General features: G+C 70.7%; 22 protein-coding genes, 3 tRNA genes and 2 pseudogenes. 15 read left to right on the top strand and 12 right to left on the bottom strand.

Going from position 1 to position 26,730, the window contains the following annotated elements:
• Window positions 1-38: 38 nt before the first annotated feature.
• Complete coding sequence (locus AB0A74_RS02725) at window positions 39-2,240, bottom strand: helix-turn-helix domain-containing protein (protein ID WP_358247155.1); 2,202 nt, start codon at window positions 2,238-2,240, stop codon at window positions 39-41.
• 553 nt (window positions 2,241-2,793) lie between these two features.
• The gene (locus AB0A74_RS02720; RefSeq protein WP_358247154.1) at window positions 2,794-2,934 is read right to left on the bottom strand and encodes a hypothetical protein; all 141 of its coding nucleotides are present in this window, start codon (window positions 2,932-2,934) and stop codon (window positions 2,794-2,796) included.
• A 489-nt stretch (window positions 2,935-3,423) separates the two neighbouring features.
• Between AB0A74_RS02720 and AB0A74_RS02715 the strand changes: the two are divergent.
• From AB0A74_RS02715 to AB0A74_RS02700, 4 genes and pseudogenes are all read left to right on the top strand, one after another.
• Window positions 3,424-3,765 (top strand): annotated as a pseudogene (locus AB0A74_RS02715) (ThiF family adenylyltransferase); the annotation flags it as partial.
• Window positions 3,766-3,948: 183 nt separating this feature from the next.
• Window positions 3,949-4,245: a hypothetical protein gene (locus AB0A74_RS02710; protein WP_358247272.1), complete on the top strand. Its 297-nt coding sequence runs from the start codon at window positions 3,949-3,951 to the stop codon at window positions 4,243-4,245.
• A 244-nt stretch (window positions 4,246-4,489) separates the two neighbouring features.
• Window positions 4,490-4,639: pseudogene (locus AB0A74_RS02705) on the top strand (transposase); the annotation flags it as partial.
• A gap of 208 nt (window positions 4,640-4,847) precedes the next feature.
• Window positions 4,848-4,935: transfer RNA gene (locus AB0A74_RS02700), tRNA-Ser, on the top strand.
• 90 nt (window positions 4,936-5,025) lie between these two features.
• On the opposite strand, the gene AB0A74_RS02695 is transcribed toward AB0A74_RS02700, so the two are convergent.
• Window positions 5,026-5,547: an isoprenylcysteine carboxylmethyltransferase family protein gene (locus tag AB0A74_RS02695; protein WP_358247153.1), complete on the bottom strand. Its 522-nt coding sequence runs from the start codon at window positions 5,545-5,547 to the stop codon at window positions 5,026-5,028.
• 157 nt (window positions 5,548-5,704) lie between these two features.
• On the opposite strand from AB0A74_RS02695, the gene AB0A74_RS02690 reads away from it, so the two are divergent.
• Window positions 5,705-6,613: an MmcQ/YjbR family DNA-binding protein gene (locus tag AB0A74_RS02690; RefSeq protein ID WP_358247152.1), complete on the top strand. Its 909-nt coding sequence runs from the start codon at window positions 5,705-5,707 to the stop codon at window positions 6,611-6,613.
• A 772-nt stretch (window positions 6,614-7,385) separates the two neighbouring features.
• Window positions 7,386-8,177, top strand: a complete 792-nt coding sequence (locus tag AB0A74_RS02685) for an AfsR/SARP family transcriptional regulator (RefSeq protein ID WP_343931768.1) — start codon at window positions 7,386-7,388, stop codon at window positions 8,175-8,177.
• Window positions 8,178-8,243: 66 nt separating this feature from the next.
• Here AB0A74_RS02685 and AB0A74_RS02680 read toward each other — a convergent pair whose 3' ends face one another.
• Together AB0A74_RS02680 and AB0A74_RS02675 are read right to left on the bottom strand one after the other, a co-directional pair.
• Window positions 8,244-9,638: an aminotransferase class V-fold PLP-dependent enzyme gene (locus tag AB0A74_RS02680; protein WP_358247151.1), complete on the bottom strand. Its 1,395-nt coding sequence runs from the start codon at window positions 9,636-9,638 to the stop codon at window positions 8,244-8,246.
• Between the two features lie 146 nt (window positions 9,639-9,784).
• Window positions 9,785-10,165: a hypothetical protein gene (locus tag AB0A74_RS02675; RefSeq protein WP_343931770.1), complete on the bottom strand. Its 381-nt coding sequence runs from the start codon at window positions 10,163-10,165 to the stop codon at window positions 9,785-9,787.
• Between the two features lie 170 nt (window positions 10,166-10,335).
• Between AB0A74_RS02675 and AB0A74_RS02670 the strand changes: the two genes are divergently transcribed.
• The 3 genes from AB0A74_RS02670 to AB0A74_RS02660 all read left to right on the top strand — a co-directional run bounded on the left by AB0A74_RS02670 (window position 10,336) and on the right by AB0A74_RS02660 (window position 11,651).
• Window positions 10,336-10,421, top strand: a tRNA-OTHER gene (locus tag AB0A74_RS02670).
• Between the two features lie 19 nt (window positions 10,422-10,440).
• A tRNA-OTHER gene (locus tag AB0A74_RS02665) sits at window positions 10,441-10,523 on the top strand.
• Window positions 10,524-10,595: 72 nt separating this feature from the next.
• Complete coding sequence (locus tag AB0A74_RS02660; RefSeq protein ID WP_358247150.1) at window positions 10,596-11,651, top strand: iron-containing redox enzyme family protein; 1,056 nt, start codon at window positions 10,596-10,598, stop codon at window positions 11,649-11,651.
• 131 nt (window positions 11,652-11,782) lie between these two features.
• On the opposite strand, the gene AB0A74_RS02655 is transcribed toward AB0A74_RS02660, so the two are convergent.
• The 3 genes from AB0A74_RS02655 to AB0A74_RS02645 form a co-directional block, all read right to left on the bottom strand.
• Window positions 11,783-12,763: a VlmB-like protein gene (locus tag AB0A74_RS02655; RefSeq protein ID WP_358247149.1), complete on the bottom strand. Its 981-nt coding sequence runs from the start codon at window positions 12,761-12,763 to the stop codon at window positions 11,783-11,785.
• Between the two features lie 122 nt (window positions 12,764-12,885).
• Complete coding sequence (locus AB0A74_RS02650) at window positions 12,886-13,398, bottom strand: hypothetical protein (RefSeq protein ID WP_343931773.1); 513 nt, start codon at window positions 13,396-13,398, stop codon at window positions 12,886-12,888.
• 39 nt (window positions 13,399-13,437) lie between these two features.
• Window positions 13,438-14,499, bottom strand: a complete 1,062-nt coding sequence (locus AB0A74_RS02645) for an acyl-CoA dehydrogenase family protein (protein WP_358247147.1) — start codon at window positions 14,497-14,499, stop codon at window positions 13,438-13,440.
• Between the two features lie 334 nt (window positions 14,500-14,833).
• Here AB0A74_RS02645 and AB0A74_RS02640 point away from each other — a divergent pair, with 334 nt between their 5' ends.
• Together AB0A74_RS02640 and AB0A74_RS02635 are read left to right on the top strand one after the other, a co-directional pair.
• Complete coding sequence (locus tag AB0A74_RS02640; RefSeq protein ID WP_358247146.1) at window positions 14,834-15,826, top strand: DUF2156 domain-containing protein; 993 nt, start codon at window positions 14,834-14,836, stop codon at window positions 15,824-15,826.
• On the top strand, window positions 15,811-16,065 hold the full coding sequence (locus tag AB0A74_RS02635) for a hypothetical protein (RefSeq protein ID WP_358247145.1): 255 nt from the start codon (window positions 15,811-15,813) through the stop codon (window positions 16,063-16,065). The genes AB0A74_RS02640 and AB0A74_RS02635 overlap by 16 nt, the downstream gene beginning before the upstream one ends.
• Window positions 16,066-16,170: 105 nt before the next feature.
• Here AB0A74_RS02635 and AB0A74_RS02630 read toward each other — a convergent pair whose 3' ends face one another.
• Complete coding sequence (locus AB0A74_RS02630) at window positions 16,171-16,896, bottom strand: 2OG-Fe dioxygenase family protein (RefSeq protein WP_358247144.1); 726 nt, start codon at window positions 16,894-16,896, stop codon at window positions 16,171-16,173.
• A 152-nt stretch (window positions 16,897-17,048) separates the two neighbouring features.
• Between AB0A74_RS02630 and AB0A74_RS02625 the strand changes: the two genes are divergently transcribed.
• The 4 genes from AB0A74_RS02625 to AB0A74_RS02610 are packed head-to-tail and all read left to right on the top strand — an operon-like array spanning window position 17,049 to window position 23,488.
• On the top strand, window positions 17,049-17,360 hold the full coding sequence (locus AB0A74_RS02625; RefSeq protein ID WP_343931778.1) for an acyl carrier protein: 312 nt from the start codon (window positions 17,049-17,051) through the stop codon (window positions 17,358-17,360).
• 20 nt (window positions 17,361-17,380) lie between these two features.
• Window positions 17,381-21,376, top strand: coding sequence for a beta-ketoacyl synthase N-terminal-like domain-containing protein (locus tag AB0A74_RS02620; protein WP_358247143.1), 3,996 nt, complete (start codon window positions 17,381-17,383; stop codon window positions 21,374-21,376).
• The gene (locus AB0A74_RS02615) at window positions 21,363-22,997 is read left to right on the top strand and encodes a long-chain-fatty-acid--CoA ligase (RefSeq protein ID WP_358247142.1); all 1,635 of its coding nucleotides are present in this window, start codon (window positions 21,363-21,365) and stop codon (window positions 22,995-22,997) included. Before AB0A74_RS02620 ends, AB0A74_RS02615 begins: the two co-directional genes overlap by 14 nt.
• The gene (locus AB0A74_RS02610) at window positions 22,994-23,488 is read left to right on the top strand and encodes a nuclear transport factor 2 family protein (RefSeq protein WP_358247141.1); all 495 of its coding nucleotides are present in this window, start codon (window positions 22,994-22,996) and stop codon (window positions 23,486-23,488) included. The genes AB0A74_RS02615 and AB0A74_RS02610 overlap by 4 nt, the downstream gene beginning before the upstream one ends.
• Before the next feature lie 345 nt (window positions 23,489-23,833).
• On the opposite strand, the gene AB0A74_RS02605 is transcribed toward AB0A74_RS02610, so the two are convergent.
• The 3 genes from AB0A74_RS02605 to AB0A74_RS02595 all read right to left on the bottom strand — a co-directional run bounded on the left by AB0A74_RS02605 (window position 23,834) and on the right by AB0A74_RS02595 (window position 26,727).
• Window positions 23,834-24,433, bottom strand: a complete 600-nt coding sequence (locus AB0A74_RS02605) for a TetR/AcrR family transcriptional regulator (protein ID WP_358247140.1) — start codon at window positions 24,431-24,433, stop codon at window positions 23,834-23,836.
• Window positions 24,434-24,596: 163 nt separating this feature from the next.
• Entirely contained in the window at window positions 24,597-24,953 is a 357-nt protein-coding gene (locus tag AB0A74_RS02600) for a nuclear transport factor 2 family protein (RefSeq protein ID WP_343931785.1), read from the bottom strand.
• Window positions 24,954-25,065: 112 nt separating this feature from the next.
• On the bottom strand, window positions 25,066-26,727 hold the full coding sequence (locus AB0A74_RS02595) for a nitrite/sulfite reductase (RefSeq protein ID WP_358247139.1): 1,662 nt from the start codon (window positions 26,725-26,727) through the stop codon (window positions 25,066-25,068).
• Window positions 26,728-26,730: the final 3 nt, after the last annotated feature.

The raw sequence follows: 26,730 nt of genomic DNA, 5'->3' as shown, positions 1-26,730 counted from the left end.
GGCCGCCGACGTCCGTAACGTCGGCGGCCCCATGCCGGTCAACTCCCGTGCGTCCCGATCACGGGTTCCAGTCGAGCCCGCGCGTCCCCTTCTCCCACGACCAGCGGGTTCACCGGCAGCTTCGACTCGTCGGCTTCCCGCCACAGCCGAACGGCCTCCGCAGGTGAGCCGCGGTGGGCGGCGGTGTTGCCCAAGCCGACGAGGGCACGCGTGTGCTCGTAGGGCGTGTTCGCCAGTTGCGCTCGGTGCGCCGCCTGCCGGTAGAGGTGGCCGGCCTCCTCCAGCCGCCCCGCGCGGAAACAGACCCACGCCAGGCAGTTGAGGCACATGACCACGTCCAGCGGCAACTGCGCGAGGCTGTGAGCTTCGCAGGCGAACTCGAGGGCGGTATCGTGGTCGTCGAGCGCGGCCGAGGCCAGTGCGAGCCCCCGCAGCGCGATCATCTCGTTGCGCGTCCTCCCCGACCTCCGGTACCCGTCCAGTGCGATGCCGAGGTCGCGCACGGTATCGCCCGGTGATCCCTGGTAGAGCCGAACCCAAGCGGCGCTGGACAACGCGTCGAGGGCGCCCGGCGAATTGCCGGCCGAGTTGTACGCCGTTTCGGCCGCGGTGTGGCAGTCGAGGGCTTCGGCCAAGGCACCTCGTTCCACGTGCGCCATCCCAAGGCTGTTGAGCACCATGCCACAGGCGTTGTCGTCGGACAGGAGGCGAGCGGTGCGCAGCGCGGCCTCATGTGTGGCCGTCCAGGGCTCGAAGAGCTTCTCCCTGAAGAAGAACGGCCGCAGCAGGATCGCGAGCTGCCAGCACGGCGGTTGTCCCTCCACCGAGCGGACGATGTCGGCCAACGTCGCCCAGGACGTTCTCAACCACGCCAATGCCTGGTCGGCGTTGGCGAACGGCAGCCTGACAGGCGGGGGAAGGCTGACATGAGGGCGGAACTTGTGCGGGTCGAGCAGTTGATCCGCTGCGGCGACGAGCCCCATGACGTGAGCCGCCAACCGGAGCCGGGCGGCTTCGCGGTCGGCTTCGGCGACCGCCGGGAGCGCTTCGTGCAGGGCGAAGTCGCGCACGAGGTCGTGCATGGTCACGTCACCCTGGAAGGACCTCGTCACGAGGTTGACGTCGTGGAGTTGGTCGAGTACTTGATCCACCCTGGCGGTACCCAGTCCGATGAGGGCCTCGGCTGCCTCGGTGGTGATCGGGCCGGACGGGTGGCACGCGAGCAGCGCCAACGCTTGGCCGTGCGCCGCCGGCAATTCCTCGAACGACACGCGGAGTGCGGCGGTGACATCGCGTTCGCCGTCGTTCAGCGCCGGTAAGACCGTCGACTCGCGCGAGAGCCGCTCCAGGTACCGTTCCGGCGTCCAGTTGCCGGTGGCACAACGCGCAGCCGCCACGCGCACGGTCAACGGGAGCATGCCGCACCGTTCCACGATCTCGTCGACAACCGCACTCGCTTCACCGTCGTCGACAAGGGTCCGGAAGAGTTCGGAGGCAGCGGCCCGCGACAGGGTTCCCAACCCCACGTGCAGCGCCTCGTCGAGGGCTGCCAACCGGTTCCGGCTCGTCACGACGAAGCGGCAATTCGCGCTCTCGACCAGCAACGGACGCGCTTGGGCCGCCGAGGCGACGTTGTCCAATAACACCAGCGCGCGACTTGCGCGCAGCAAGGCCCGAAGTGCGATCGTGCGGTCATCGGCTTCCGCAGGGATCTGCTCGGGCTGGACATCGAGTTGGCGCATGAGGCGGTACGCCGCTTCCCCAGGGGTCACCGGGTCGGAACCGGGTGTGTGGCCCCGCATGTCGACGTAGAGCGTGCGCAACGCGAATTGCGTCGTCACGGCACGCACAGCGGTGAGTGCGAGGGCGGTCTTCCCCACGCCCGCCAAGCCGCTGATCACGCATGGTCGTTGCGCCCGGTTCGCCAGGCTCAACGTCGATGCGACGACCGACAATTCACGCTCGCGTCCGACGAACACCATCGGGGGAGCGGGTATCCCGGACCCGTTCGCAGTGGCTGGAGCACCTTTCGCGGCCGAGGCGATCGCAAGTTCGACCAACTCGCCGTGCGCCTCCAGTACTTCGTCGCAGCGCCGTGCGATCGACGCGGTGATGCCTCGGTGCCCGGTTTCGATCTTGCTCAGATGACCTTTGCTGATGTTGATCGCCTTGGCCAACCGGGTCAACGTCATTTCGCGTGCCTCGCGCCGTCGGCGCAATTCTGTGCTGAATTCAGTCACGTTCTCCAGGTCCTCTTCGAGTGGGTGGGGAGCCGGCCTGCGGCATCCGCGCCGCAGGCCGGAGTTTCGTCATCGGCTCAACATCGACAGGAGGGTTCCGAGGGCAATGAGGATTTCGTGGGTGTGCACGGTCGTTTCCTTTCGGTTCAGCAGGAGCCGGCTCCGCGGACAATGTGGCTGATCGTTCGTCGGTGGCGGAGCCTTCGGGTGCAGCAATCATCGATGCGTGGCGGCTGCGCCGGAAGTGGTTTCCTGTCGACAAATCGTGTCCCTTTCAATAGGTGCCCTGATCTGCACTGTTTCCTGCGTGTGGAAACGGTGGAAACGCCACTCCCCGGCGGGCAGTGCTCGGCCGTAGCGAAGGTGGGCCTCAGAGGGCATGGTGGGCACTCCTCGTCCGGTCGATGGCCCGGGGCACCACAACCATGCCCGTGTGGCAGTGCCGATTGGTACGACAAGTCATTGCCAGTAGGTGGTCACCGGGACGCGACCGAGCGCCGCCGAGGCGGTCGAGCACATCACCGATCGGTGGCGAGGGTGCGAGCGGAGCACCTCAGCCCCGATCGGTGCTCTGTGTCTTCGAGTCGTCCGACACGATATCGGTGGGGGACTTGTCGGGGCGGAGGCCTCGCCAGGTGGGGTGGCGAAGGCGGCCTTCTGGGGTCCAGGTGCGGAATTGGACTTCGGCTACCAAGGTGGGGGTGGACCCAGTGGGCGTTTCGGGCGTAGTCGGTGGGGACTTCGGTGGTGAAGGGGGGTTGGCGGTGTAGGGGGTGTAGGCAACAGCCCTCGAACCCCCGAAGTGAGGCAGCCTTGACCAGCGGCACTCCCCGAAGAGCTGCTCCGACCCAGCCCAGCTTGAGGCAGACGTCGCCTTGGAAGGACCGCCCGACGCGAGTTCAACCCCGGCATCGCCAGCCGCATCGTCGCCAGCAGTTCTACGGGAAGACCGCCAAGGTTGCAGTCCGAACTACTGAACCCGAAGCGTTATGTGGGTTCGGTCGAAGAGCATGCTGAGCGTGCGGCGGCTATACGGCTTGCCACTGACTGTAAAGGCGATCATGAGCATCGCGTACGCCTGGAGCCTTGTTCGCGTGATCCCAAACGCCGCGTTCGTGAAGACATCACCGACCACTCCCACGCCCGCGTCGCGGAGACCATCACCGGGCAGCCACTCGTCGGTATGAAGCTAGCTGGCGACCGGACCTGGTTGGCAAGGACATGGGATGCCGAACAGAGGCACCTCCACGCGGAGAGTGTCCGCGTCGTCGGCCGTGGGTTCCGCGTCCATTGGAACGACGCCGTCCGACCTACCCCGGTCCCCACCAGGTCTCAGGTGCGGACTGTCTCGGCCTGGGGCGAGTCCGTCCAGCGGGACCTGGCGCGACTCAGAATTCTCGTTGTCGGCGGCGGCACCGTCGGGCTCGATGTCGCCATCCGCTTGGCGCAGGCCGGCATCCAGAACGTCGCCGTGATGGACTTCGACACCGTTGAGGAGGTCAACCTCGACCGCCTCATCATGGCGACCCGGCTTGACGCCCGTCTTTCCGCAGCAAGGCGCACGTGGCACAGCGAGCCCTGCACGAGGCCACGACCGCAAGCAGCCCCGAGATCGAGAGCTTCGACCTCAGCGTGTGCGAGCCCGACGGCGAGTGGACCGCGTTGGACTACGACATCATCTTCAGCCCGACCCGGCTGCGACGGCCTGGTGTTGCTGTGGAGCAACGACGACCTGGACTGGCGTCCGCTGGCCACCTTCCGCGCCACCGCCGCCGACGCCTTCCGAATCCACGACGGCGCCACCCTCGATGGCGAGCGGGCCTGGTCGGCACAGGCCGGTGCCGGGACAACGGCAGGACGCGAGAAACCCATCGCCCTGACCGGCCATTACCGGATGGCCTGGCGCGACTTCACCACGCTCGACCATGCCGTCGGCGGCCGCATGCGACTGCTCGCGGTGCAGGTTGAGAAGGTCGCGCAAGGCATGACGGCTCAGCATGGTTGACCTGCCTGGACGACGCTGCAGGTCTCCACGGCCCGTGCTCGGTGGATGATTGGCGTGAGCGCCTCTGACGGCGCAGGGGCGCTTCAGGAAGGCTAATCTTCGGTCTTGTCGGGTGAGGTGTTGTCCGGCGGTAGGTTGGTTAGGCTGGTGTGGCCCGGCGTCGGCCGTGGGAGGTCGAGGGCGAGCTGTGGGAGCTGATCGAGCCGCTGCTGCCGAAGGTCGAGCGGCGGTTCCGGTACCCGGCGACGGCATGCCCTTAGCGGTGGCGCTGACTGGTGCCAACCGCAATGACGTCACCCAACTGCTGCCACTGCTCGACGCCGTCCCACCCCTCCTCACACGGGCGGGACGGCCGCGCCGTAGGCCCGACCGGCTGTATGCCGACCGGGCCTACTGCCACGACCAGTACGCCGGCCACCGCAAGCGACACAGCCGGATCGAGCCGCACGGGCCCTCCTGCGGAGGTTCCCCATCGGGCATCGGACGGTGATTCGCTACCTTGAGGAGCACGTGGGAGCGGATTGTGGGAGCAAATTAGGAGCCATGGAACGCGTTCAACGGCGTTGAGTCGCATTGAACGGCTCCGTGCGCTCACGCCTTTCGTGCGATGATTTGTGTTTGCGCTGGTAGAGGTGTTGTTTGGCTTCATTCACACCGAAGAGGTCACAGGTTCGATCCCTGTATCGCCCACACCGCGAAGATCCCCTCTGGCCACCATGACCAGAGGGGATCTTGCTATTCACGGGCGCGTCGGGGTGGGGCGCGAGGGGGTTTGCGTTGTCATCTGGGTTTGTTGGGTGGGGTTGGGCGGTGGGGGGTGAGGGTGGGGAGTAGGCGGGGGACTTGGTGGGTGTAGGGCTTGTAGGCCGGGAAGTGTTTGGTCAGGTGGGTTTCTTCCCAGCGGGCCTTCGTGGTCAGTAGGGCGGTTAGGGCTAGTAGGGTGCCGGCTCGGAGCGGGCTGGGGGTGGTCAGGGTCCAGCCCAGGGCGGTGGCTAACAGGCCCGTGTACATCGGGTGGCGGACGTATCTGTACGGGCCGGTCGTGCGTAGCTTCGCGTGGGCGTTCGGGAGTGGGGACGGGGTCAGGCCTCGGCGGAGGGTTGCCGCCGTCGCGATCATCGTCAGTAGGCCCGCTGTGATCAGGAGGATGCCCGTCCAGCGGAGCAGGGGCGGGGGAGTCCACGCGGGCTGCGGGAAGGCCAGGACCAGTAGCAGGGCTAGTTGTAGGGCTACCAGGGTTGCGGCTATCGCTTTGTCCCGCGGCGTCCGTGAAGGGGGAGGGGAGGGCGTGTCGGGGGTCATGTCGGCGGACTGTACGTCTGGGGGTGTGGGGGTGGAAGTGCGGACGGTGGGGTCGGCGTGGGCCTAAGGTTTGTGTGTGGAGCCGGATGTTGCCTCGTTGAGGGCTGCTGTCGCCTTGTTCGGTGGGGACGGGCAGCCGGAGCGGTCGTGGGGTGTGTTGAGTGCCGCGACCGGCGGGGTGATCGACCTCGGGGTGGCGGCGCATCGTGATGCCGTGCATGTGTGGCTCAACGCCTGGGGGTGTCGCATCCGGGTGCCGCGTGCCGGCGAGCCGCGGGTGTTGGATGACGGGTTGGCCCGATGGTGGGAAGTCTGGCGGGACTCGCTGCCCGGGCCGGGGGTGCGGCTGGCGGACCTGACCGACGACGTCGTGGAACGGGTGGGTGACGCGTTCGCGGCGTTGTCCGCCACGGCGGCGGCGCGAAGCGGGCGTGGCGTTCGGACACTCGGGCCCACCGCGGCGTCGAAGTTGCTGTTCGCGTTGCGGCCCAACAGTCTGCCGCCGTGGGACAACCTGATCGCGCAACGGCTCCACGGCGGCCGCGACGGTGCGGCCTACCGCGCCCACCTCCGGGTGACGCGGGGCTGGGCGGCGCGCCTGCTGGCCGAGGCCGGTGTGTCCGAAAGCGAGCTGCTCGACGGGCTGGGGCGGCCCGGGCGGTCGCTGGCCAAAGTGCTCGACGAGTACTGCTACCTCGTGTTCACCCGCGGGTGGACGCCCCCGCGCACGCGGGCCACGGCCGACGACGTGCGGCGCGTCGCGCGTTCCCTGCCGCGCACCGAGGAGTACGTGGTGCGCGACCAGGTCCGGTTCCGCGTCGGCCGGCTGGTCTACCTGAACCTGTCCCCGGACGAGGAGACGATGGGCTTCGCGTTCCCGAAGGAGGAACGGGAAGCGCTCATCGCGTCCGCACCGCACCGGTTCCACGCTCCGTCGCGTTCGGACATGCGGTTCAACTGGGTGTGCGCGACGCTGGCGGAGTTGACTGTCGACGAACTCGAAGAGTTGGTTGTGGACGCTTGGCGCATGTGCGTGCCGAAGAGCGTCGCGCGCACCCTGTCCTGAGACTTTCGACGCGCTGTCGGGCCGTCGCGGCCTTCTTCGACCCGCTGCCGATCATTGTGATCATGCCGTCGGCGTGACGGTCGGTAATCTTTTTTGTTTGCTGAACGAAAGCGTTTCGCAATGCTTCCTGACGCCCTGTGCGCACGTTTGAAGAAGCTGGTCCGGCGGACGGGGCCGGTTATCCGTCGTGACTGGGCCAGATGGCTCGTTGACAGAGGTATCGCCCTCGACTACTTTTGATCAATGTTTGCGGAACGTTCGGTCCAATTCATTGAAATTGGCTGGGGTGCAGATGTCGGAAACCTCCCGTCCAGGTGGCGATAACGTTCGGCGCACGCCGTCCCGCGGCCTTCGCCGGCACTTGCGACCGTTGTCGGTCCCGAGTTCGGCCACCGCGCCCCGCCCCCGGCGGAACCGCACCGCACCCGGTTCGGTCCGCATCGTCGACGCCGTGGTGGGCGTCACGTAGCGCCATGTCAGGCCTGGTCAGGGCCTACTCCGTGGAACGTGTCAAGTGTGGGGGCCGAAGTTCCCCGCCGAAATCGAAAATGGTGGGACCGCCCGCGCGCGAGGTGGCTGGACGACGAGTTCGTCCCCCGCCCGACGGCCGGTGGACCCGGCTGCCTGATGGCTCCGCCGCCGCGTCGGCCCACCTTGTGGAGTCGTTCACGATGGGTTTTCTTCGCCGTCTGGGGGATCAGTCGTGCAATTCTCGGTTCTCGGATCCATTGAGATCCGTCATCAAGGCCAGGTTATCCGGCTCAGCGGGGCGATGCAGCAGACGCTGCTGGTCGCGTTGCTGATGTCCGGCGGCACGTTGTTGACCGTCGACGTGCTCATGGAAGAACTGTGGGGCACCACCCCGCCGGCCAAGGTCGCCAACGCGTTGCACGCGCAGGTGAGCCGCTTGCGGCGCAGCCTGGCCCGGCTGGAGGCCGACCAGTCCGAACCGCGGCTGACCACCAGCCCGTCGGGCTATGTGCTGCGCGTCGACCGGTCCGAATTGGACGCCTGCGTTTTCGTCGACACCATCGACGCGATCCGCGCCAGGGTGGACGCCGGGCTGGTCGCCGACCCGTCCGCCTGCGCCGCCGAGGTCCGCGCGTCGCTCGCGCAGTGGCGGGGACCGGTGTTCGGCGGCCTGACCGGCGGGCTGCTCTGCCAGACGGCCGCCGCGAAGTTCGCCGAGTCCCGGATCTCGGCGCTGAGCCTGCTCTACGAATTAGAGATCAGCAGCGGGCACAGCGCGAAGGTGCTGCCCGAGCTCACCGAGCTGTTCGCCCAGAACTCGTCCCAGGAGCAGCTCTGCCTCCTGCTCATGGTCGCGCTCTACCGCTCCGGCAGGCAGATCGACGCGCTGGACGTCTACCGCAAGTTCCGCCGCGTCCTCGCCGACAACCTCGGCATCGAACCCACGCCGGCCCTGCAGCGCTACGAGCGCGCGATCCTGGCGCACGACCCGATCCTCGTGGAGGACTTCCTCCGGGTGGCCCGCACCACCGACCACGCCCGACGCCGCCTGGACCTGGTCCAGCCCGCGATGCCCGCACGCGCGGCCGGCTGAACCCGCCGCACGCCGGAGACGTCCGCGCCACCCGCCGAACCGGTGGGTGGCGCGGACGTCCCCGCGTCACCCGATGCGCTCGGCGACCGCCGCCCTGATCACCTTCACCGAGCGGTCGACGTCGTCCTCGGTTGTCCGCCACGACACCACGGACACGCGCATCGCCGCCCGGCCGTACCAGACCGTGCCGCCGAACCAGCACTCGCCGCTGGCCTGCACGCGGGCGATCACGTCCCGGGTCACCGCGTCGTCGTCGCCGAACCGCACCATCACCTGGTTGAGCACCACGTCGTTGAGCAGCTCCACGCCCTCGATCTCGCCGAGCTGCTCGGCGAACCGGCGGGTCAGCGCGCAACAGCGGTCCACGAGCTCCGCGACGCCGGACTTGCCCAGCGTGCGCAGCGCCGCCCAGACCGGCAGGCTGCGCGCGCGGCGGGAGAAGTCCGGCACCCACTCGATCGCGTCGCGCTCGCCCGGCCGCTGGGCGGGCAGGTAGCCGGCGCGCTCGTTGAGCATCGCCGCCCGGTGCGCCTCCGGCCGGGTCACGAACACGATCCCGCAGTCATAAGGGACGTTGAGCCACTTGTGCGCGTCGCACGCCCACGAGTCGGCCCGCTCCACGCCCTCGACCAACGGGCGCAGCGACGGGCTCGCCGCCGCCCACAGCCCGAACGCGCCGTCCACGTGCACCCACGCCCCGTACCGGTGGGCCAGGTCGCAGATCTCGCCCACCGGGTCGATCGCGCCGGAGTTCACGTCGCCGATCTGCACGCACACGATCGGCGGCGACTTGCAGTCGGCCAGCACGCGCGCCAGCTCGTCCGGGCGCATCCGGCCCTTGTCGTCCACCGGCACGTTGCGCACCACGCCCGAGCCGAACCCGAGGTAGCGCAGGGCCAGGTCGATGGTCATGTGGTGCTGCGCGCCGGCGATCACCTCGATCTCCGGGGCTTCGCGCAGGCCGTGCTTCTCCACGTCCCAGCCGCGCTGCCCGAGCAGGTGGTTGCGGGCCGCGGCCAACGCGGTCAGGTGGGCCATCGTGCAGCCGGTCGGGAACCCCACGGACGTGCCCGCCGGCAGCCCGAACAGGTCCACCAGCCAGTCGCCGGCGACGTCCTCGGCGACCATGACGGCGGGGGAGAGGTTGTAGAGGCCGGCGGTCTGGTCCCACGCCGCGACCAGCCAGTCGGCCGCGATGGCGACCGGCAGCGTGCCGCCGGTGACGTAGCCGAAGTACCGCGGACCGGACGCCGACGGAATTCCGCCGCGCTCCACGGCCTCGCCCAACAACGCGATGGTGTCGTTCGCCGGCAGCGAGTTCTCCGGCATCGGGCCGCCGAGCAGTTCCACGAGTTCTTCGAGACCAGCCGTGGCGCCCACCGGCCGTTCCCGCAACCCGGTCAGGTAGTCCACTGCCTGCCGATAGGCGAGGTCGAGTGGCGCTCGTTCGATATTGGTCACGAACTACACGATAGGCAGTGGCGCTGACCGGGTCCTGACCATTGTCGAAAGCCTCGGCGGTAATTCCCCGGCGGAAACGCCAAGGCACTCGCTGCCGACAGCCGGGGCCATCGGACGCGAGCGCCGAGGAGTGTGGTGGGAACGGGTCACTCCAGTTGGGAGACGATCATCGTGCAGTCGGTGTGCGCCTTGGTCCAGTGGCCCTTGCCCTCGGTGTCCTCGACCAGCATCGTGTTGCCCGGGACGAACCGGCGCGATTCGCCGTCGCTCACCCGCGACTCCAGGTCGCCGCTGATCAGGGTCATGAGCTGGCGGCGCGGGGCGGGGTGGAAGTCGCCCACGTAACCGGCCGGGAGGAACAGGTAGACGGCCTGCTTCGCGGGCACGCCGGCGGAGACGTAGAACGGCGGCGCGGGCGGCGCGAAGTCCTGCGCGACCACCTCCAGCATCTCGTCCACGAAGTGCGACTCACCGGACTCGTCGTGGTACAGCCGCTGGACCGCAATCTTGCGTGACTCGTCGCTCAACTTCTTCTCCTTCGAATCGGACGCTCGCTCCCGAGCATCCCAGAAGGCGCTGATTCCACGCTGATGCGAGTCGCGCCGGCCCGGCTCAGCGCCAGATCAGGAACGCGTCAGAACCCCTGTCGTAAGGTGGTGACAGCGAAAGGGAACACGACGTAGCGGAAGCGAAGTCGGGAGAGGTACCCGAAGCGGCCGAACGGGGTCCGGGAAACCGGACGGGTTAACACCCACGCAGGTTCGAATCCTGCCCTCTCCGCCACCTTTCGCCCGGCAAGTCGGGAGAGGTACCCAAAGCGGCCCAATGGGGTCCGGGAAACCGGACGGGTTCACGCCCACGCAGGTTCGAATCCTGCCCTCTCCGCACACACGGCACGGGCGGCGCGGCCGGTCGTGCCCCATCCGATCCGGTCACAACTACAGAAACGGAGCCGCGGTGCCCAGCATCGATACTCCCGACGTGGCGGTCGACGACCCGGTCGACCACCGGGCGGTCGTCGACGAGGTGACCTCCTGGCTCACGCGTCCGGCGGACGAGGTGGACGCGAAGTTCGCGCCCGAACAGGCCCGCGTGGTGGCGGCGGTCGACCGGCTCAACGGCGACGCCGAGTCCGGGGACGACGACGCGTACTACCTGCAACAGCTGCTGCTCTCGCGCATCTACCAGACGATCATGCAGATCCCCGAGGCGCCCACGGCCGAGGGGTCGCGGGTGCTGCACGAGGTCACCCGGTCCCTTGAGGTCGCCACCATCGCCTCGGAGGACCGGTGGATCGAGCCGGGCTTCCTGGAGTCCGCGCCCACCGAGCCCCGGGAGTACCTGTCCTGGCTCAAGGGCATCGTGCGCGGCCACCGCGCGTTCAAGCACCCCTACTACACCGAGTTCATCAACGAGTCCGCCGGGCAGGACGACCTGCGGACCTACGTGATCCAGGAGTCCCTGGTCGACGGCCGGTTCGACGACTTCCTCGCCATGATGCAGGTCGGCACGTCCGGCCAGGCGAAGATGGAGATCGCGAACAACTTCTGGGACGAGATGGGCAACGGCGACCCGGCCGAGGTCCACACGCACCTGTTCAACAAGATCTACGAGGTGTTCGACGTCCGCGGCGACGAGGTCGAGCACCTGCTCACCGGCAGCGACCTGCTCTCGGGCAACCTCGCCGTGCTGCTGTGCCGCTACCGCAACTTCTACCCGGAGGCCGTGGGCTACCTCGGCATGACCGAGTGGCTGGTGCCGGACCGCTTCCTCAACGTCATCCGGGCGTGGGAGCGGCTGGGGCTGCCCGAGGTCGGCATCACCTACCACCGGTTGCACGTCACCATCGACTCCCAGCACGCCGCCGGCTGGTTCCACAACGTGGTGCTGCCGGCCGCGACGTCGGAGTACATGCGCCGCGGCATCGCCCGCGGCGCGCTGTGGCGGGTGAACTCCTCGGCCCGCCACCTCGACGAGCGCCTGTCCTACGCCCGCGTCACGGCCAGGGCCTGACGCGAGCACCCCCGTTCCACGGTCCGGCCCGCGGCAAGGGAACAGCCGCGGGCCGGACCCTTCGCGTCGTGCGGCGCCGGAGAGACGGGAAGAGCCACGAGCCGCGCGGCTCGTGGCCCTTCCCGGTTGCCTCAGCGCTTCGGCGTGGTGCGGATCAGCTCGACCGCCTCCGGCACGCCCATGTACGGCAGGCGCACCTCGGCCATGTCGTCGGTCCACTGCTCGGCCAGGTCGTAGCGCTCCCGCGGCGTGGTCTCCAGCAGCTTGCGGCCGGGGAACACCTCGTAGTCGCGCAGCAGGTCGGCGTGGGCGGCCATCCCCTCCTGGAACAGCTCCTCCCGGTGCAGCACGAACTCGTCCACGGGCAGTTCGTCCCACAGCGCCTTGCCGCGCCGCACCAGCTCGATCAGCCGCGGCCGGTACTCGGGGTGCTGGAGCAGGTGCTTGCGGACGATGTCGCTGCCCACCGCGAGGTGGCGGATCTCGTCGATCGACGCGCCGCGCGCGATCTCCGCGGCGGCCGGGTCCAGCAGCGTCCACTTGCGCTCGCTCAGCTCGGCGGCGGGCGCCAGGACGCCCTCGATGACGATGGTGAACACCGCCACCGCGCCGATGAAGTCGCCCTCGTCGCGCACCACCTGAGTGGCGAAGTCGGCGATGGGGTTGAGCACGCGCTCGGTGTAGTCCGCGCCCTGCTCCTCGATCAGCGGGTGCAGCTTGTCCTCGGGCACGCCGAGTTCGAGCAGGTGCCGCCGGAAGATCATCGCGTGCCGGGCCTCGTCGACCACCTGGGTGGTGAAGAACTCCAGCTCGGCGATCCCCGGCGCGGCGATGACGTAGTTCGACAGCACCCGCACCGCCCGCGCCTCGGCGATGGAGCGGTTGCCCAGTTCGAGCACCAGCGCCTCGCGCAGGGGACCGGGCTCGCGCATGTAGTCCGGCGTGGTGGTCGCGTGGCCGCGCTCGGCGCGACCGCGCAGGGTGCCCTGCGCCACGGCGGTCAGCCAGTACGCGAGGTCGCACTGCTCGGCCGACATCGTGAGCTCCTGGGCGCCGTCGAGCAGGTTGGGCGCGCGGTCCCAATCGGCCTCGACCGGTACGTCGATGGTCATGTCTTCCTTTCGCGGTGGTGGGTGCGGTGCGGGAGACCGCCCGCACGCGACACGGGCCGACGGGCGCAAACCCGTCGACCCGCGCTCGTCGTGCCGGCCCGGTGCGGGCGCGGTCGGGTGGATCAGTGGGCGGCCTGGGCCGGCACGGCGGTGACGTCGTCCTCCACCGGCGCGGGCACCCGGTCGGACTGCGACCGGCGCCGCATGAGGTCCACCAGTTGCTGGTAGCGGGGGCTGTCCTCCGGCTCGAACGGCAGGCCGAACGGCTTGAGGAAGTTGCCGAACACGCCGCGGTCGCCGAAGACGTGGAACGCGACGGCCAGCAGCGCCCACTCCGGGCCGAAGATCAGCATCCACAGGCCCACCACGACACCGCACGTGATGAAGCTGTGCATGGTGTTGTAGAGGACGTAGTAGAACTTGGGGATGCGGCCGTCCTTGCTGCGCCGGTACGCGATCGCGCCGGGGATGTAGCCGAACACGTCGATGTAGAGGAACAGGCCGATCGCCGCGATCCAGTTGATCTCGGTGAAGTGCACGATCATCAGCACGATCGTGATGGCGAACGCCACCAGGTACTCCGCCCGGTGCAGGGCGAAGGTGGTCGGCGACTCGTAGGGGTTCTTGATGTCCATGGTTGCGTCCTTCCACGACCTCGTGGTGGTCTGCGGTGATCAGGACAGGTGCAGCGGGCCGCCCGCGAAGTAGTCGGCCAGCTGCGCCGCGACGCTGCCGCGCGACGGCGGGTGGAACGCCAGCGCGTGCACCGCGGAAGCGAGGTAGGCGACCTCGGGCTGGCGGATGAACGCGATGCCGCCCAGCAGCTCCACGGCCTGCGCCACGGTGCCGGCGAGCAGGTCCTGCGACGCGTACCGGGCCACCAGCACCTTCGCCACGGCCTCGTCGTCGGTCACGCCGTCCTCCAGGGCGCGCGCCGCGCCCTCGACCAGGTCGACGGCCGCCTCCATGCGCACCGCGAGCGCGCCGCGGTCGCTGTCGCTGCCGCGCTTGCGCGCCAGCACGGTGTCCACCAGCGAGGAGGCCGCGCCGACGTAGGCCGCCGACGTGAGCAGCTCGAACCAGGTGAACCCGGCCCGCTGGAGGTCGTCCAGGCTCTGCTGGTCCTCCAGCGTGCTGCGGATGACCAGGTCGCGCGGCACGTGCACGTCGGTCATCCGGACCTCGTGGCTCTGCGCGGCGGCCAGGATCGGCGTGGTCCAGAACGGGGTGACGTCGATGCCGGGCGAGTCGGCCCGGATCAGCAGCAGCGCCAGGCCCGACCAGCCGTCGGAGTCGGTGAGGTTCACGCTCGCGGTGAGCACGTCCATCGACTGCGACAGGCTGCACGGCTTCTTCGAGCCGTTGACCCGGTAGCCGTCCTCCACCGGCTCCGCGACGACGGCCGGGGCCAGGATGTTCTGGTCGGTGCGGCCCTCGGCCCAGCCCGACGCCAGCAGCAGCCGGTCGCCGGCCACCGAGGACAGCAGCGCGAACTGCGTCGCGGTGAGCCGTTCCGCGGTCTGCGCGAGGCTGAACAGCATCGCCACGGTGAAGTGGTGCATGACCGTGGCGACGCCGAGGGACGGGGACGCCGACGCCAAGCCGCGCTGCACCCTGGTCGCCTCCAGCGGTCCGGCCGCCATGCCGCCGAACTGCGCGGGCACCAGCAGGCCGGGTCCGGAGTGTTTCCGGTACATCTCGACCACCGGGCTGTCGGCGGCCTCCCGCTCTGTCATCGGCAGGCTCTCCAGAGTGCCGAGCAGTCCGGGGTGGAAGCGTTCGCAAGCCTCCCGAGCGGTTTCCAGAGAACGCATTGCCGTGCCTTTCACGCGAGAGGGCCGAATAGGCGACGCAATGGTGCGCCGAGGCGCCGCACGTCTTTGCCGACCCAGCCTGGCAGCCCCGCGCTGACCCGACCCTGACACCGTTCTGACCTGCTTCGACCCGGCGGGCGACCGGGCTTGCTGACGGCGTGCTGACCGCGCGCGGCCGGGCCTTGCGGCCGGTGCGGAAACCGTGCGATAAACGAGGAGGAGCCGACGACCGCCGCGGGCGAGTTGGGATGCCGTCATGACAGATCTGTCAGTGGAATCGGACGTGGTGGACACCATTCGGCGGTACGCCGGATCGGGCAATCCCAGCGCCTATTTCGCGTTCAACACCGGCAACGAGCACTTCCGGTCGCCCGGGGTGCCCGGCCTGATCGTCTACCGGGCGGTCGGCCGGTACCTGGTGCAGTTCGGCGGGCCGTTCGCGCCGCCGGAGGCCGCGCGCGAGCTGCTGCGCGGGTTCGTCGCGCTGGCCGCCGAGCAGGGCCGGGAGATCGTCGCCGTGCAGCTGCAGGGCGCGGACGCGGGCCCGTACCTGGCGGAGGGTTTCACCATCAACCAGATGGGCGCCTCCTACGCGGTGGACCTGGACACCTTCTCGTTGGCGGGCACGAAGTTCATGCGCCTGCGCAACAAGATCTCCCGCGCGATCCGCACGGGTCTGGAGGTCCGCGAGGCCCCGTACGAGCAGTGGGCGGACCAGGTGCGGGCGCTGGACGAGGCGTGGCTGGGCACCAAGGGGCCGGACGTCAAGCCGCTGGAGTTCCTGGTCGGCCAGACCGGCGGGCCCTACCAGCACCTGCGCCGGCTGTTCGTCGCCGAGCGCGCGGGCGACCTCATCGGGTACGTGTCCTACGCGCCGGTGTACGGCCCGCAGCCGGGGTGGATGCACGACCTGAGCCGCCGCCAGCCCGACTCGCCGCCGGGCGTGATGGAGGCGATCAACAAGGCCGCCCTGGACACCTTCCGCGAGGAGGGCGTGAAGTGGCTGCACTTCGGGTTCACCCCGTTCACGTCCCTGGACGCGCCGAAGTTCCCCGGTTACAGCAAGGCCTTCCACTGGTTCATCAACCACCTGTGGGAGCACGGCGAGCACATCTACCCGGCGCGGACCCAGTTGGCCTACAAGGAGAAGTGGGCGCCGAGCCTCGTGCTGCCCGAGTACCTGGCGTTCCAGCACGGGGCGAGCCTGCCCGCGCTGGTGCACGTCTTCCGGGCGTGCAACGCCATCTGACGCCGTCCGACCGCGCCACCGAAGGGGTGCCGATGCTGGAGCAGCGGATCGCCGAACAAGGCCTGCGCGTGGTGGAGTTGTTCACCGCGTGCGGGTCCGCGCCGGACGACCTGGACGTCGCCCGCGCCGCCGACGAGGCGTTGGCGCGCTTGGAAGTCCTGCTCACCGAAGCCGAAGACGAGACCGGGACCGGGACCGGGGCTCAGGCCGACGCCGGGACCGACGCCGACGGGTCGTAGGGGCCGTCGCCGCAGCGGCGGCCCCGACCCGGAACGCCCGACCGGACCGGCCCCCCAGGGTCGCCGGTCCGGTCGCACCGCCCGCCGGCCGCGCCGGCGGGCGCTTCAGTCGTCCTCGCCCAGCGTCGGGTCGCAGCGGTAGCCCATGATCAGCACGTCCCGGACCGCCGGGGTGCTGTCGTCCACCACGGTGATCGGCGTGACCGCGTGCAGGATCATCTCATCGGCCCAGAACATCGTGTCCATCGTATTCTGGAGCTGGAATTCGGTGACCAGCTCCTTGTCCTTCGTGTAGACCTGCGAGAAACCGCCGGCCGCGTTCGTGCGGGACATCAGGTGGATGGCGCCGAAGTGCACCTCGTCGCGGTGCGGGCCCTCCGGCGTCGGCTCGCCGAGTTCCTCGGCCCGGCCGATGATGCGGAACTGGTGGCACTGCACGTCCCACGGCTGGTGCAATTGTTCCGGCCGCACCGGGAAGTGCGCGAAGTTCCACCGGATCAACGCCTGCAACAACGGGTTCTGCACGCTGGACGCGGTCAGCGGCGCGACCGACCGGTCGATGCCGCCGCCGTAGTCGTTCACGTCGGCCGATTGGAAGTAGGGCCGGTGCGGGCGCAACCGGACCGAGTCGGTGGCCGGCACGTAGCGGAAGCGGTCGTAGCGCCGCTCGCGGAATCGCGCGCCGTTCTTCAGGTACTGGTCCAGTTCCAGGTTCTCCCACTCCTTGGCCAGGTCGGCCTCGAAGCGGCGCAGTTCCGGGTCGATCGTCAACTCGGCCTCGCGCACCAGGGCGTAACCCCTGGTCCGCAGCTCTTCGCGGGCGTCGGGCACCGCTCTCCTCCTCCATCCGCCGGCTGGTCCACCCCGACGATCCCAAATCGCGCCTGACAGCGAACTGACACGTTCGCGGTGTCAGCGCTTAGTCAGCTCCGGGTCACGTCGCGGTGATTTACTCGAAGCGCCAGCCGAAGGGGGCGGATGCGATGACCGCGGTGCTCGAAAAATTGCAGTCGCTGTCCAGGGCGGAACGGCTCGCCGAACTCGAAACGCTGATCGTGGCGGAGTTCAAGGCGGCGTTGCTGATGGACGAGGACGACGAACTGCCGTTGACCGACAGCTTTTTCGACCTGGGGCTGACGTCGTTGGGCCTGATGGACGTCCGCCAACGCCTGGAGGAACTCCTCGGCCGCGGCATCGGCAGCACGATGCTGTTCAACAGTCCCACCGTGGAGCTGTTGCTGGACTACTTGACCACCGACGTGCTCACCGAGTTGTTCCCGGCGCGTCGACAGTGACCGGACAGGAGACGCCGGCCATGCCGGACGAGGATGTCGCGACGATCCGGGCGGAGTTGCTGGCCGCCTACGAAACCATCCAGCAGCAGCAGCGCAGCCTGGAGAAGATCGTCCTGGAACGGCTCGAACCGATCGCCGTCGTCGGCACCGGGCTGCGCTTCCCCGGTGGCAACGACACCCTCGACGGGTTCGAGGAGTTCCTGCGCGCGGGCGGGTCGGGCATCCGCCCGCTGCCGCGCGAGCGCTGGGACGTCGCCGACCGGGACGTCGAGGGGCTCATCGGCACGGTCGCGGGCGGCTTCCTCGACCGCGTCGACGAGTTCGACGCGCAGTTCTTCAACATCCCGCCCAAGACCGCGCCGTTCGTGGACCCGCAGCAGCGGCTGTTGCTGGAGACCGCGTGGGAGGCGTTGGAGAACGCCAACATCGACCCCACGGCGCTGCGCCACGGCAACGGCGCGGTGTACGTCGGCGCGTCGCCGCTGGACTTCGCGCTCGGCCTGGGCACCCTCGGGGTGGACCAGCTCGACGGCGCGATGGCCACCGGCTCCGGCGCCTACTCCCTGTCGGGGCGGCTGTCCTACTTCCTCGGCTGGCGCGGCCCCAGCCTGACCGCGGACACCGCGTGCGCGTCGTCGCTGACGGCGTTGCACCTGGCCGTGGAGGGCCTGCGCCGCCACGAGAGCGACATCGCGCTGTGCGGCGCGGTCAACGCGCTGCACGACCCGCGCTCGTTCATCATCCTGTCCAAGGGCCGGATGCTCTCGCCCGACGGCCGCTGCAAGGCCTTCGACGACGCCGCCGACGGCTACGCCCGCGCCGAGGGCTGCGGCGTGCTGGTGCTCAAGCGGCTGTCCGACGCGTGGCAGGACGGCGACACGGTGCTCGCCATCGTGCGCGGCACCGCCATCGGCCAGGACGGCGAGAGCGCGGGCCTGACCGCGCCCAACGGCGTGGCCCAGGAAGCGGTCATGCGCACGGCGCTGGCCAACAGCCGCCTGGAGCCGGCCGACATCCAGTACGTCGAGGCGCACGGCACCGGCACGCCGCTGGGCGACCCGATCGAGATGAGCTCGATCCACGGCGTGTTCGGCGGGACCCGGTCGCACGACGACCGGCTGACCGTCGGCTCGCTCAAGTCCAACATCGGCCACATGGAGCCGGCCGCGGGCGTCGGCGCGGTCATGAAGGTCATCCTGCAACTGCGGGCCGGCGTGTTCTTCCCGAGCCTGATCGACGCGCCGTCGGGCCGCATCCCGTGGCACGACTACTCGGTGACCGTGCCGACGGAGGTCCGGCCGTGGGACGCGCCGGTCCGCCGCGCCACCGTCAACGGGTTCGGCGTCACCGGGGCGATCGGCGTCGCGGTGCTGGAGGAGGCCCCGCAGCCGCCCGCGCCGGAGGCGCCGCCGCGCGAGCTGCCGCGCGACACCGGGCACGTGTTCACCCTGTCGGCCAAGAGCGAGACGGCGCTGCGCCGCCAGATCGAGCGGTACCGGGAGTTCGTCGTCGCGCACCCGGACCTCGACCTGGCCGACTTCTGCTTCACCGCCAACGCCGGCCGCGCCCACTTCCGGCACCGCGTCGCGGGCGAGGTGCGCTCGCACGCCGAGCTGACCGCGTTGCTGGACCGCGCGGCGGCCGTCCCGGGCGTGCGCCCGCGCGAGTCGTTCCGCCGGACCGCGTTCCTGTTCACCGGGTCCGGGTCGCAGCACGTCGGCATGGGCGAGGTGCTCTACGAGCGGTACCCGGCGTTCCGGGCGCGGGTCGACGAGTGCGACGCGCTGTTCCGGCCGCACCTGGGCCGGTCGATCGCCGAGCTGATGTTCGGCCGCGCGCCCGACGCCGGCGACGTGATCGCGGAGACCCGGTTCGCCCACGCCGCCCTGTTCACGCTGGAGTACTCGCTGGCGGCGCTGTGGCGGTCGTGGCGGGTCGAGCCCGCGGTGCTCATCGGGCACAGCGTCGGCGAGGTCGTCGCGGCGACGGTCGCGGGCGTGTTCTCCCTGGCCGACGGCGTGGCGTTCCTGGCCACCCGGGCCCGGCTGATCGAGTCGGTGGCCAACGCGGGCGGGATGGCCGCGGTCACCGCGCCCGTCGAGGAGGTCGCCCCGCTGCTGCGGCGGTGGCCCGACCTCGCGGTCGCCGCGGTCAACGCGCCCCGCCAGTGCGTGGTCTCCGGCGGCGCGGACTCGCTCGCCGCCGCGGTCGAGGCGCTGCGCGAGCGGGGCACCGCGGTCAAGCCGCTGCGGGTGTCCAGCGCGTTCCACTCCCCGCTGGTGGCGGCGGCCTCCGACGAGCTGCGGGAGTTCCTGGCGGGCGTGGAGTTCCACGAGCCGGAGCTGACCGTCGTCTCCAACGCGACCGGCGCGCCCGCGGCGGTCGACGAGATCACCACGCCCGAGTACTGGGTCCGGCACGTCAACGACACCGTGCACTTCGCGGCGGGCGTCGCCGCCATCGCCGAGCGCGGCCGGCACGTGATGCTGGAGATCGGGCCGGCCGGGGTGCTGACCGCGCTGGCGCGCCAGTGCGTGCCGGAGGACGACCACCGGTGGCTGGCCTCGCTCAGCCCCCGCGACACCGACGCGCGGACCATCCGCGAGACGTTGGCCCAGCTCTACGTGGCCGGGGTGGACGTGGCGTGGGCGGCGGTGCACGAGGGCCGGCAGCGGCGGCGGGTCGCGCTGCCGACCTACGCCTTCGACCGCCGCCGCTACGGGCTGCCCCGGCGCTCGGCGGAGGCCTTCGCGACCGGGCACCCGCTGCTCGGCTCGGCCGTGCCGACCGGGGCGCCGGCGCGGGAGTTCACGAGCCGGATCAGCGCGGCCCGGCCCGCGTACCTGGGCGACCACCGGGTGGGCGGCAAGCCCTTCCTGCCGGCCGCCGCGCACGTCGAGGTCCTGCTCGCGCTGGCCGACGAGCTGCACGGCGACACCGGCCGCCCGGTCGAGGACCTCCGCTTCCACGAGGCCGTGTTCCTGGACGAGCGCCCCACCGGCCTGCGCACCAGGGCGACGCCCCGCGCGGACGGCACGTGGCGGGTCGATGTGCACAGCCAGGACGACTCCGGTGAACGCCGGTGCGCCTCGGCGGTGCTGGGCGCGCCGGACGCGCCCGCCCTGACCGACACCGGCCGGGAACTGCTGCGCCGCCTGGACGAGCTGGGCGCGCCGGACCAGGTGCTGAGCGCGGAGGACGTGCGCGCCGCCTACCTGCGGGCCGGTCTGGACTACGGCCCTGAGTTCACCCGGGCGCGGGAGGTGCGGCGGCACGGCGCGGACCTCGCGGTGTGCGAGCTGTCCGGCGAGGGCCTGTCCACCGCCGAACACCTGCCGCCGCCGCTGGTGGACGGGGTGACGCACGGCCTCGCGGCGTTCGCCGACGACGGCGAGAACTACGTGGCCACCGGGATCAGGCGGGTGCGCGTGTTCAAGAAGCCGCGGGCGCGGCTGCTGCGCGCGGTGCTGCGGTTCACCAGGCCCGAGCGCGGCCCGGCGTTCACGCTCGACGCCGTCCTGCTGGAGGACGGGACGCCGGTGCTGGAGCTGTCCGGCATGGCCTTCGTGCGCCTGTCCCGCGCGCCGTCCGAACCGGCCGCCGCCACCCGCGACGGCAACGGCGGCAACGGAAACGGAGACGGCCGCACCGGCAACAGCACCGGCCGCGGCACCGGCAACAGCACCGGCACCGGCACCGGCAACAGCACCGGCACCGGCACCCACGAGGTGGCGGGCGCGCCCGTCGCCGACGTCATCCGCCGCACCCTGGCGGACCTGCTGTCCATGGACGAGGCGGACGGGGTCGACGGCGACACCACCTTCCTCGAACTCGGGGTGGACTCCCTGGTGGTCGTGGACCTCAAGGACCGCCTCCAGTCCCGGCTCGGCCTGACGCTGCCGCTGTCCGCGGTGCTCGAACGGCCGACGGTCGACCAGCTCGCCACTTTCCTCGACCGCCAACTCGCGGGTGACCCGGTCGGGTCCCGCACCGGAGGTGATGATGACCGGGGTTGAGATCACCGGCCTTGACGAGCACGTCCACGCCCCGCTGGAGGAGGAGCAGACGCTGACCGCGCGGTCCGCGCTGCACGCCGCGCTGCGGCCGGACGCCGTGGCGGTGGTCTGCGAGGACCGCTCGCTGACGTTCGGGCGGCTGCACGCCGAGAGCAACCGCACCGCCCACGCCCTGCTGGCCGAGGGCCTGGCGCCCGGCACGCGGGTCGGTTACCTGGGCATGGAGTCCGAGCACTACTTCGACATCGCCCTGGGCTGCGCGAAGAGCGGCACCGTGCTCGTGCCGATCAACTGGCGGCTCACGCCCCGCGAGATCGACCACGTGCTGCGCGACTCGGGCGCGGAGCTGCTGTTCGTGGAGAACGCCTTCCGCGACGTCGTGGACCGGCTGCGGCCCACGCTGCCCGCCCTGCGCACGGTGGTCGCGCTGGACAGCCCGACGCACGTCGCGGGCGGCCTGCTGGAGTGGAAGGCCGGTCGGCCCGACACCGACCTCACGCCGGGCACCGGCCGCGACGACGCGGTCGCCCAGCTCTACACCAGCGGCACGACCGGTCTGCCCAAGGGCGTCGTGCTGGCGCACCGGACGTTCTTCACGTTCATCGCGGACATGCGGCGGCACGGCGTCGACTGGATCGACTGGCAGCCGACCGACCGGGGGCTGAGCTGCTTCCCGGCGCTGCACACCGCGGGCTTCGGCTGGTTCTTCCACTCGTTCAACGTCGGCGCGACGACGGTGATCATGCGCCGGTTCATCGCCGACGAGGCCGCGCGGATCATCGAGCGCGAACGGATCACCATGCTGTGGGCGGCTCCCGCGATGATGCGCATGATGATCACCGAGCGGGGCGTGACCAGCAAGACGTTCGCCTCGCTGCGCAAGGTGGTCTACAGCGGCTCGCCGATCGACCGGGAACTCCTGCTGACCTGCATGGAGGTCATGGGCTGCGAGCTGGTGCAGGGCTACTCGTCGGCCGAGGCGGGCAGCTTCGTGACCGTCCTGCCGCCCGCGGCGCACACCCCGGACAGCGGGGTGCTCGGCTCGGCCGGCCTGGTGTGCCCCGGCAACGAGGTGCGCATCGTGGACGACGAGGGCGCGCCGCTGCCGGCCGGGCGGCTGGGCCGGGTCCTGGTGCGCGCCCCGGGCCGCTTCCTCGGGTACTGGCGGCTGCCCGAGGCCACCGCCGACGCGCTGGTGGGGGACTGGCTGCGGATGGGCGACCTCGGCTACCTGGACGAGGACGGCCACCTGTTCCTGGTCGACCGGGTCAACGACACGATCATCGTGGCGGGGCAGAACATCTACCCGGCCGAGGTGGAGGCCGTGCTGCGCGACCACCCGGACGTCGTGGAGGTCGCCGTGTTCGGCGTGCCCGACCCGCACTGGGGCGAGGCCGTGCGCGCCGCCGTGGTGTTCCGCCCGGACGCCGCCGTGCCGCCCCGCGAGCTGGTCCGCTTCCTGCGCGGCAAGCTCGCCGACTTCAAGATCCCCACCGGGTTCGTGCCCGTGGACGCCCTGCCGCGCAACCCCACCGGCAAGCTCCTGCGCCGGGTCCTGCGCGAGCAGTACGGGACACCGCAGACCACCGGCCGCACCGACTCCCCGCGGAGGACACCGTGACCCTCGACCCCGAAGAGTTCGCCGACCGGTACGTGGCGCTGTGGAACGAGACCGACCCGGACCGCCGCCGCAAGGGCGTGCTGGAGCTGTACGCGCCGGACGCCACCTACGTGTTCTACCGCAAGGACCCGGTGGTCGGGCACGAGGCGATCATCGACCAACTGGCGTACACGCACGAGATCTACGACCCGATGGGGTACGTCTTCCGCTCGGCGCACAACGCGGTCGGCCACCACAACCTGGTCCGGTTGAACTGGATGATGGTGCTGGCCGCGACCGGCGAGACCGAGATGCGCGGCGAGGACCTGCTGGTGCTCGACGACGACGGGCGGATCCTGTCGGACTACCAGTTCCACGACGAGCTGCCCAAGTCGTTCGTCTACAACGACGGCTACGAGACCGACGGCGTCGCCACCCGGCCCGCCCGGCCCGAGCGGGTCATCCCGTGGCCGCACCAGTTGGAGGCGTCGCCGGGCGGAGCCGCCGGGTGACCGCCCGCCGGTGAGGTGACGCGTGTCCGCGAGGTCGGGGCTTCGGCTCCGGCCTCGCGGTCGTCGGTGGGCCAGCGGCCGTGGTGGGCCGGCGGTGGGGCGGCTGGGCGCGGGTGGGCCGGCTGGGCGGCGGTGGGCCGGCGCGCGGCGCTGGCCGGCGGTGCGGCCGGCTGGGCGGCGGTGAGCCGGCGTGCGGCCCGCTGCGCGGCGTTGGGCCGGCGGTGCGATCGGCCCGGCGGCCGTGGGCCGGCCGCGCGGCTGTGGTGGCCGGGGGGCGGCGGTGCGGCCGGCGGCTCGCCCCTCGCCGAGCCCGAGCGGCTCAGTGCGGGTCCGAGTTCGCGCGGGTCAGTGTGTGGCGGCGCCGGCGGTCGCCGGGCACGCCTGGCGGATGATCGCCGCCGCGGTCGGGACCGCGTGTTCGGCCGGGCCCTTGCCGGCGAACGCCGTCCCGTTGACCAGGAGGCCGCCGATGATGAGCAGGAGCGTGTCCGCCAGGCCCTCGGGGTCCTCGGCCCCGGCCTCGCGGCCGTAGTGGGCGAACAGCGCGCGCACGCGTTCCAGGTGCGCCACGGCCGCCCGCCGCCCCGGGTGGTCCTCGTCGCGGAACTCGGCGATCGTGTTGTAGAAGACGCACCCGTAGAAGTCGTCGGCCAGGACGCTGTCGTGGATGAACTCCACCAGCGCCAGCATCTGCCGGGCCGGGTCGCCCTCGTACGGCCGCGTCGCCGCGTCGGCGTACTCGCCCCAGGCCGCGTCGGTCTCCTTCAGCCACTCCGCGACCAGGTAGTCCTTGCTGCTGAACTCGCGGTAGACCAGGCTCTTGCCCAGGCCGGTCTCGTCCACGAGCCGCTGCATGCCGACCGAGCGGACGCCGTGCCGGCCGAACAGCCGCGCGGCGACGGCCAGGATCCGCTGCTTGGTGTCGGGGGCTTGCCGGCGCGCCATGTGTGCTCCTCGGATCCGGCTACACACCAATCCCTGATGAGATCCAGATTAACACCGCCGGCAGGGCTGTGGACCGATCGGTCTGCGATCCCGCCCACACGTGCGACGGCCGGGCCGCGAAGGGGTGGGAAACCCCCTCGCGGCCCGGCCGCGGCGAACCGGCTCAGCCCTTGACGTAGCCCATGCCCTCGACGATCAACCCGTCGCGCAGGCGCATGAGGTTGACGCCGCGCACGTGGTCGTTCGGGCCGGGACCCCAGGTGAGCTTCCACCGGATGATGCCCCGGTCACCGGAGGCCCACACCTCTTCGGGCTCGAAGTTGTTGTTGGCGTCCGCCGCGATCGCCGACCAGAACTCCCGGCACGCGGCCAGTCCCTCGTGCCGCGAGCCGTCCGGCGCCGGTCCCGAGTTCTCCAGGACGCAGTCCTCGGCGAGCAGTCCCTCCAGCAGGCTCGGGTCGTGCTTCTGGAACGCCGCGTTGAACTGGTTCAGCACCTGCAAGGTCTTGTCGTCGGACATCGGTGTTTCGTACCTCCCTGTCGGCGGTCTGCTACGTGCAGTAAAGCCACATACGGCCGCCGATGCCACGTCCATCGGCGGCCGTATCAGTGCCGTGTCAGAGTTCCGCCGTTCAGCGCAACTGCTCCTCGGGCGCGCGCGCCACCCAATCGGTGAACGACTCGGACTCGTCCACGCGGCCGTCGAGGTAGCGCAGGCTCAGCCGCTCGACGTAGGCGGGCAGCTCGGCCGCGGTGGTCTTCAGGCCCCGCAGCTTGCGGCCGAACCCGCCGCCCTGGCTCTCCGCCATGCCCAGGCCGCCGCCCAGGTGCACCTGGAAGCCCTCGACCTGCGCGCCGTCGGCGTCGGTGACCAGCATGCCCTTCAGGCCGATGTCGGCGACCTGGGCGCGGGCGCACGAGTTGGGGCAGCCGTTGAGGTTCACGCTCAACGCCACCGGCCGGTCGGCCAGCCGCTCCTCCAGCTCCGCCACCAGGGTCGCGGCCCGGTTCTTGGTGTCCACCACGGCGAGCTTGCAGAACTCGATCCCGGTGCACGCCATCGTGTTGCGCCGCCACGGCGACGGCTCGGCCTCCAGGCCGATCGCCCGCAGGTTGCGCACCAGCGGCTCGGGGTCGGCTACGTCGAGGACCAGCAGCTTCTGGTACGCGGTGAGCCGGACGCGCCCGGACCCGTGGGCTTGCGCGATGTCGGCGAGCTGGGTCAGCTGCTTGCCCGACACCCGCCCGACCACCGGCGCGACGCCGACGTAGTGCCGGCCGTCCCGTTGCCGGTGCACGCCGATGTGGTCGATCGGCGTCGCGGGCAGCGCGGGCGGCGGGCCGTCCAGCAGCGGGCGGCCGAGGAACTCCTCCTCCAGCACCGCCCGGAACCGCTCCACGCCCCAGTCCGCGACCAGGAACTTCAGCCGCGCCCGGTGCCGCAGCCGCCGGTAGCCGTAGTCGCGGAACAACCGGGTGATCGCCACCCACACGTCGGGCACCTCGGCGAGCGGCACCCACGCGCCCAGCCGCTGGGCCAGCATCGGCGCGGTGGACAGGCCGCCGCCCACCCACACGTCGAAGCCCGGCCCGTGCTCGGGGTGCACCGCGCCGAGGAACGCCACGTCGTTGGCCTCGTAGGGCACGTCGGCCAGCCACGACACGGTCGACTTGAACTTGCGCGGCAGGTTGGACAGCGACAGGTCGCCCACGAAGCGGTCGACGATCTCCCGGATGGCGGGGGTCGCGTCCACGACCTCGTCCGCCGACACCCCGGCGACCGGGCTGCCCAGCACCACGCGCGGGCAGTCGCCGCACGCCTCGGTGGTGGACAGGCCGACCGCCTCCAGCCGCCGCCAGATCTCCGGCACGTCCTCGATGCGCACCCAGTGCAGCTGGATGTTCTGCCGGTCGGTGACGTCCGCGGTGTCGCGGGCGTAGCGGGTGGAGATGTCCGCGATGGCGCGCAACTGGGCCAGGTCGAGCTGACCGCCGTCGCTGCGCACCCGCATCATGAAGTACTCGTCGTCCAGCTCCTCCGGCGCCAGCACGGCGGTGCGACCGCCGTCGATCCCCGGCTTGCGCTGGGTGTAGAGGCCCCACCAGCGGAACCGGCCGCGCAGGTCGTCGGGGTGGATGGCCGCGAAGCCCTCCCGCGCGTAGACCCGCTCGATCCGGTCGCGCACGAGCAGCGGGTTCTCCTCCGCCTTGAACTTCTCGTTGGGGTTGAGCGCGTCTCGCTGTCCCAGCGCCCATTGGCCCTGCGACTTGGTGGGTGTCGACGTGTCGGTCATCGT

The organism is Saccharothrix sp. NPDC042600, from assembly GCF_040647305.1.
GTDB lineage: Bacteria > Actinomycetota > Actinomycetes > Mycobacteriales > Pseudonocardiaceae > Actinosynnema > Actinosynnema mutabilis.
Note: the sequence above shows the minus strand (reverse complement) of the source record. Positions and strands in the feature narration are given on the sequence as shown.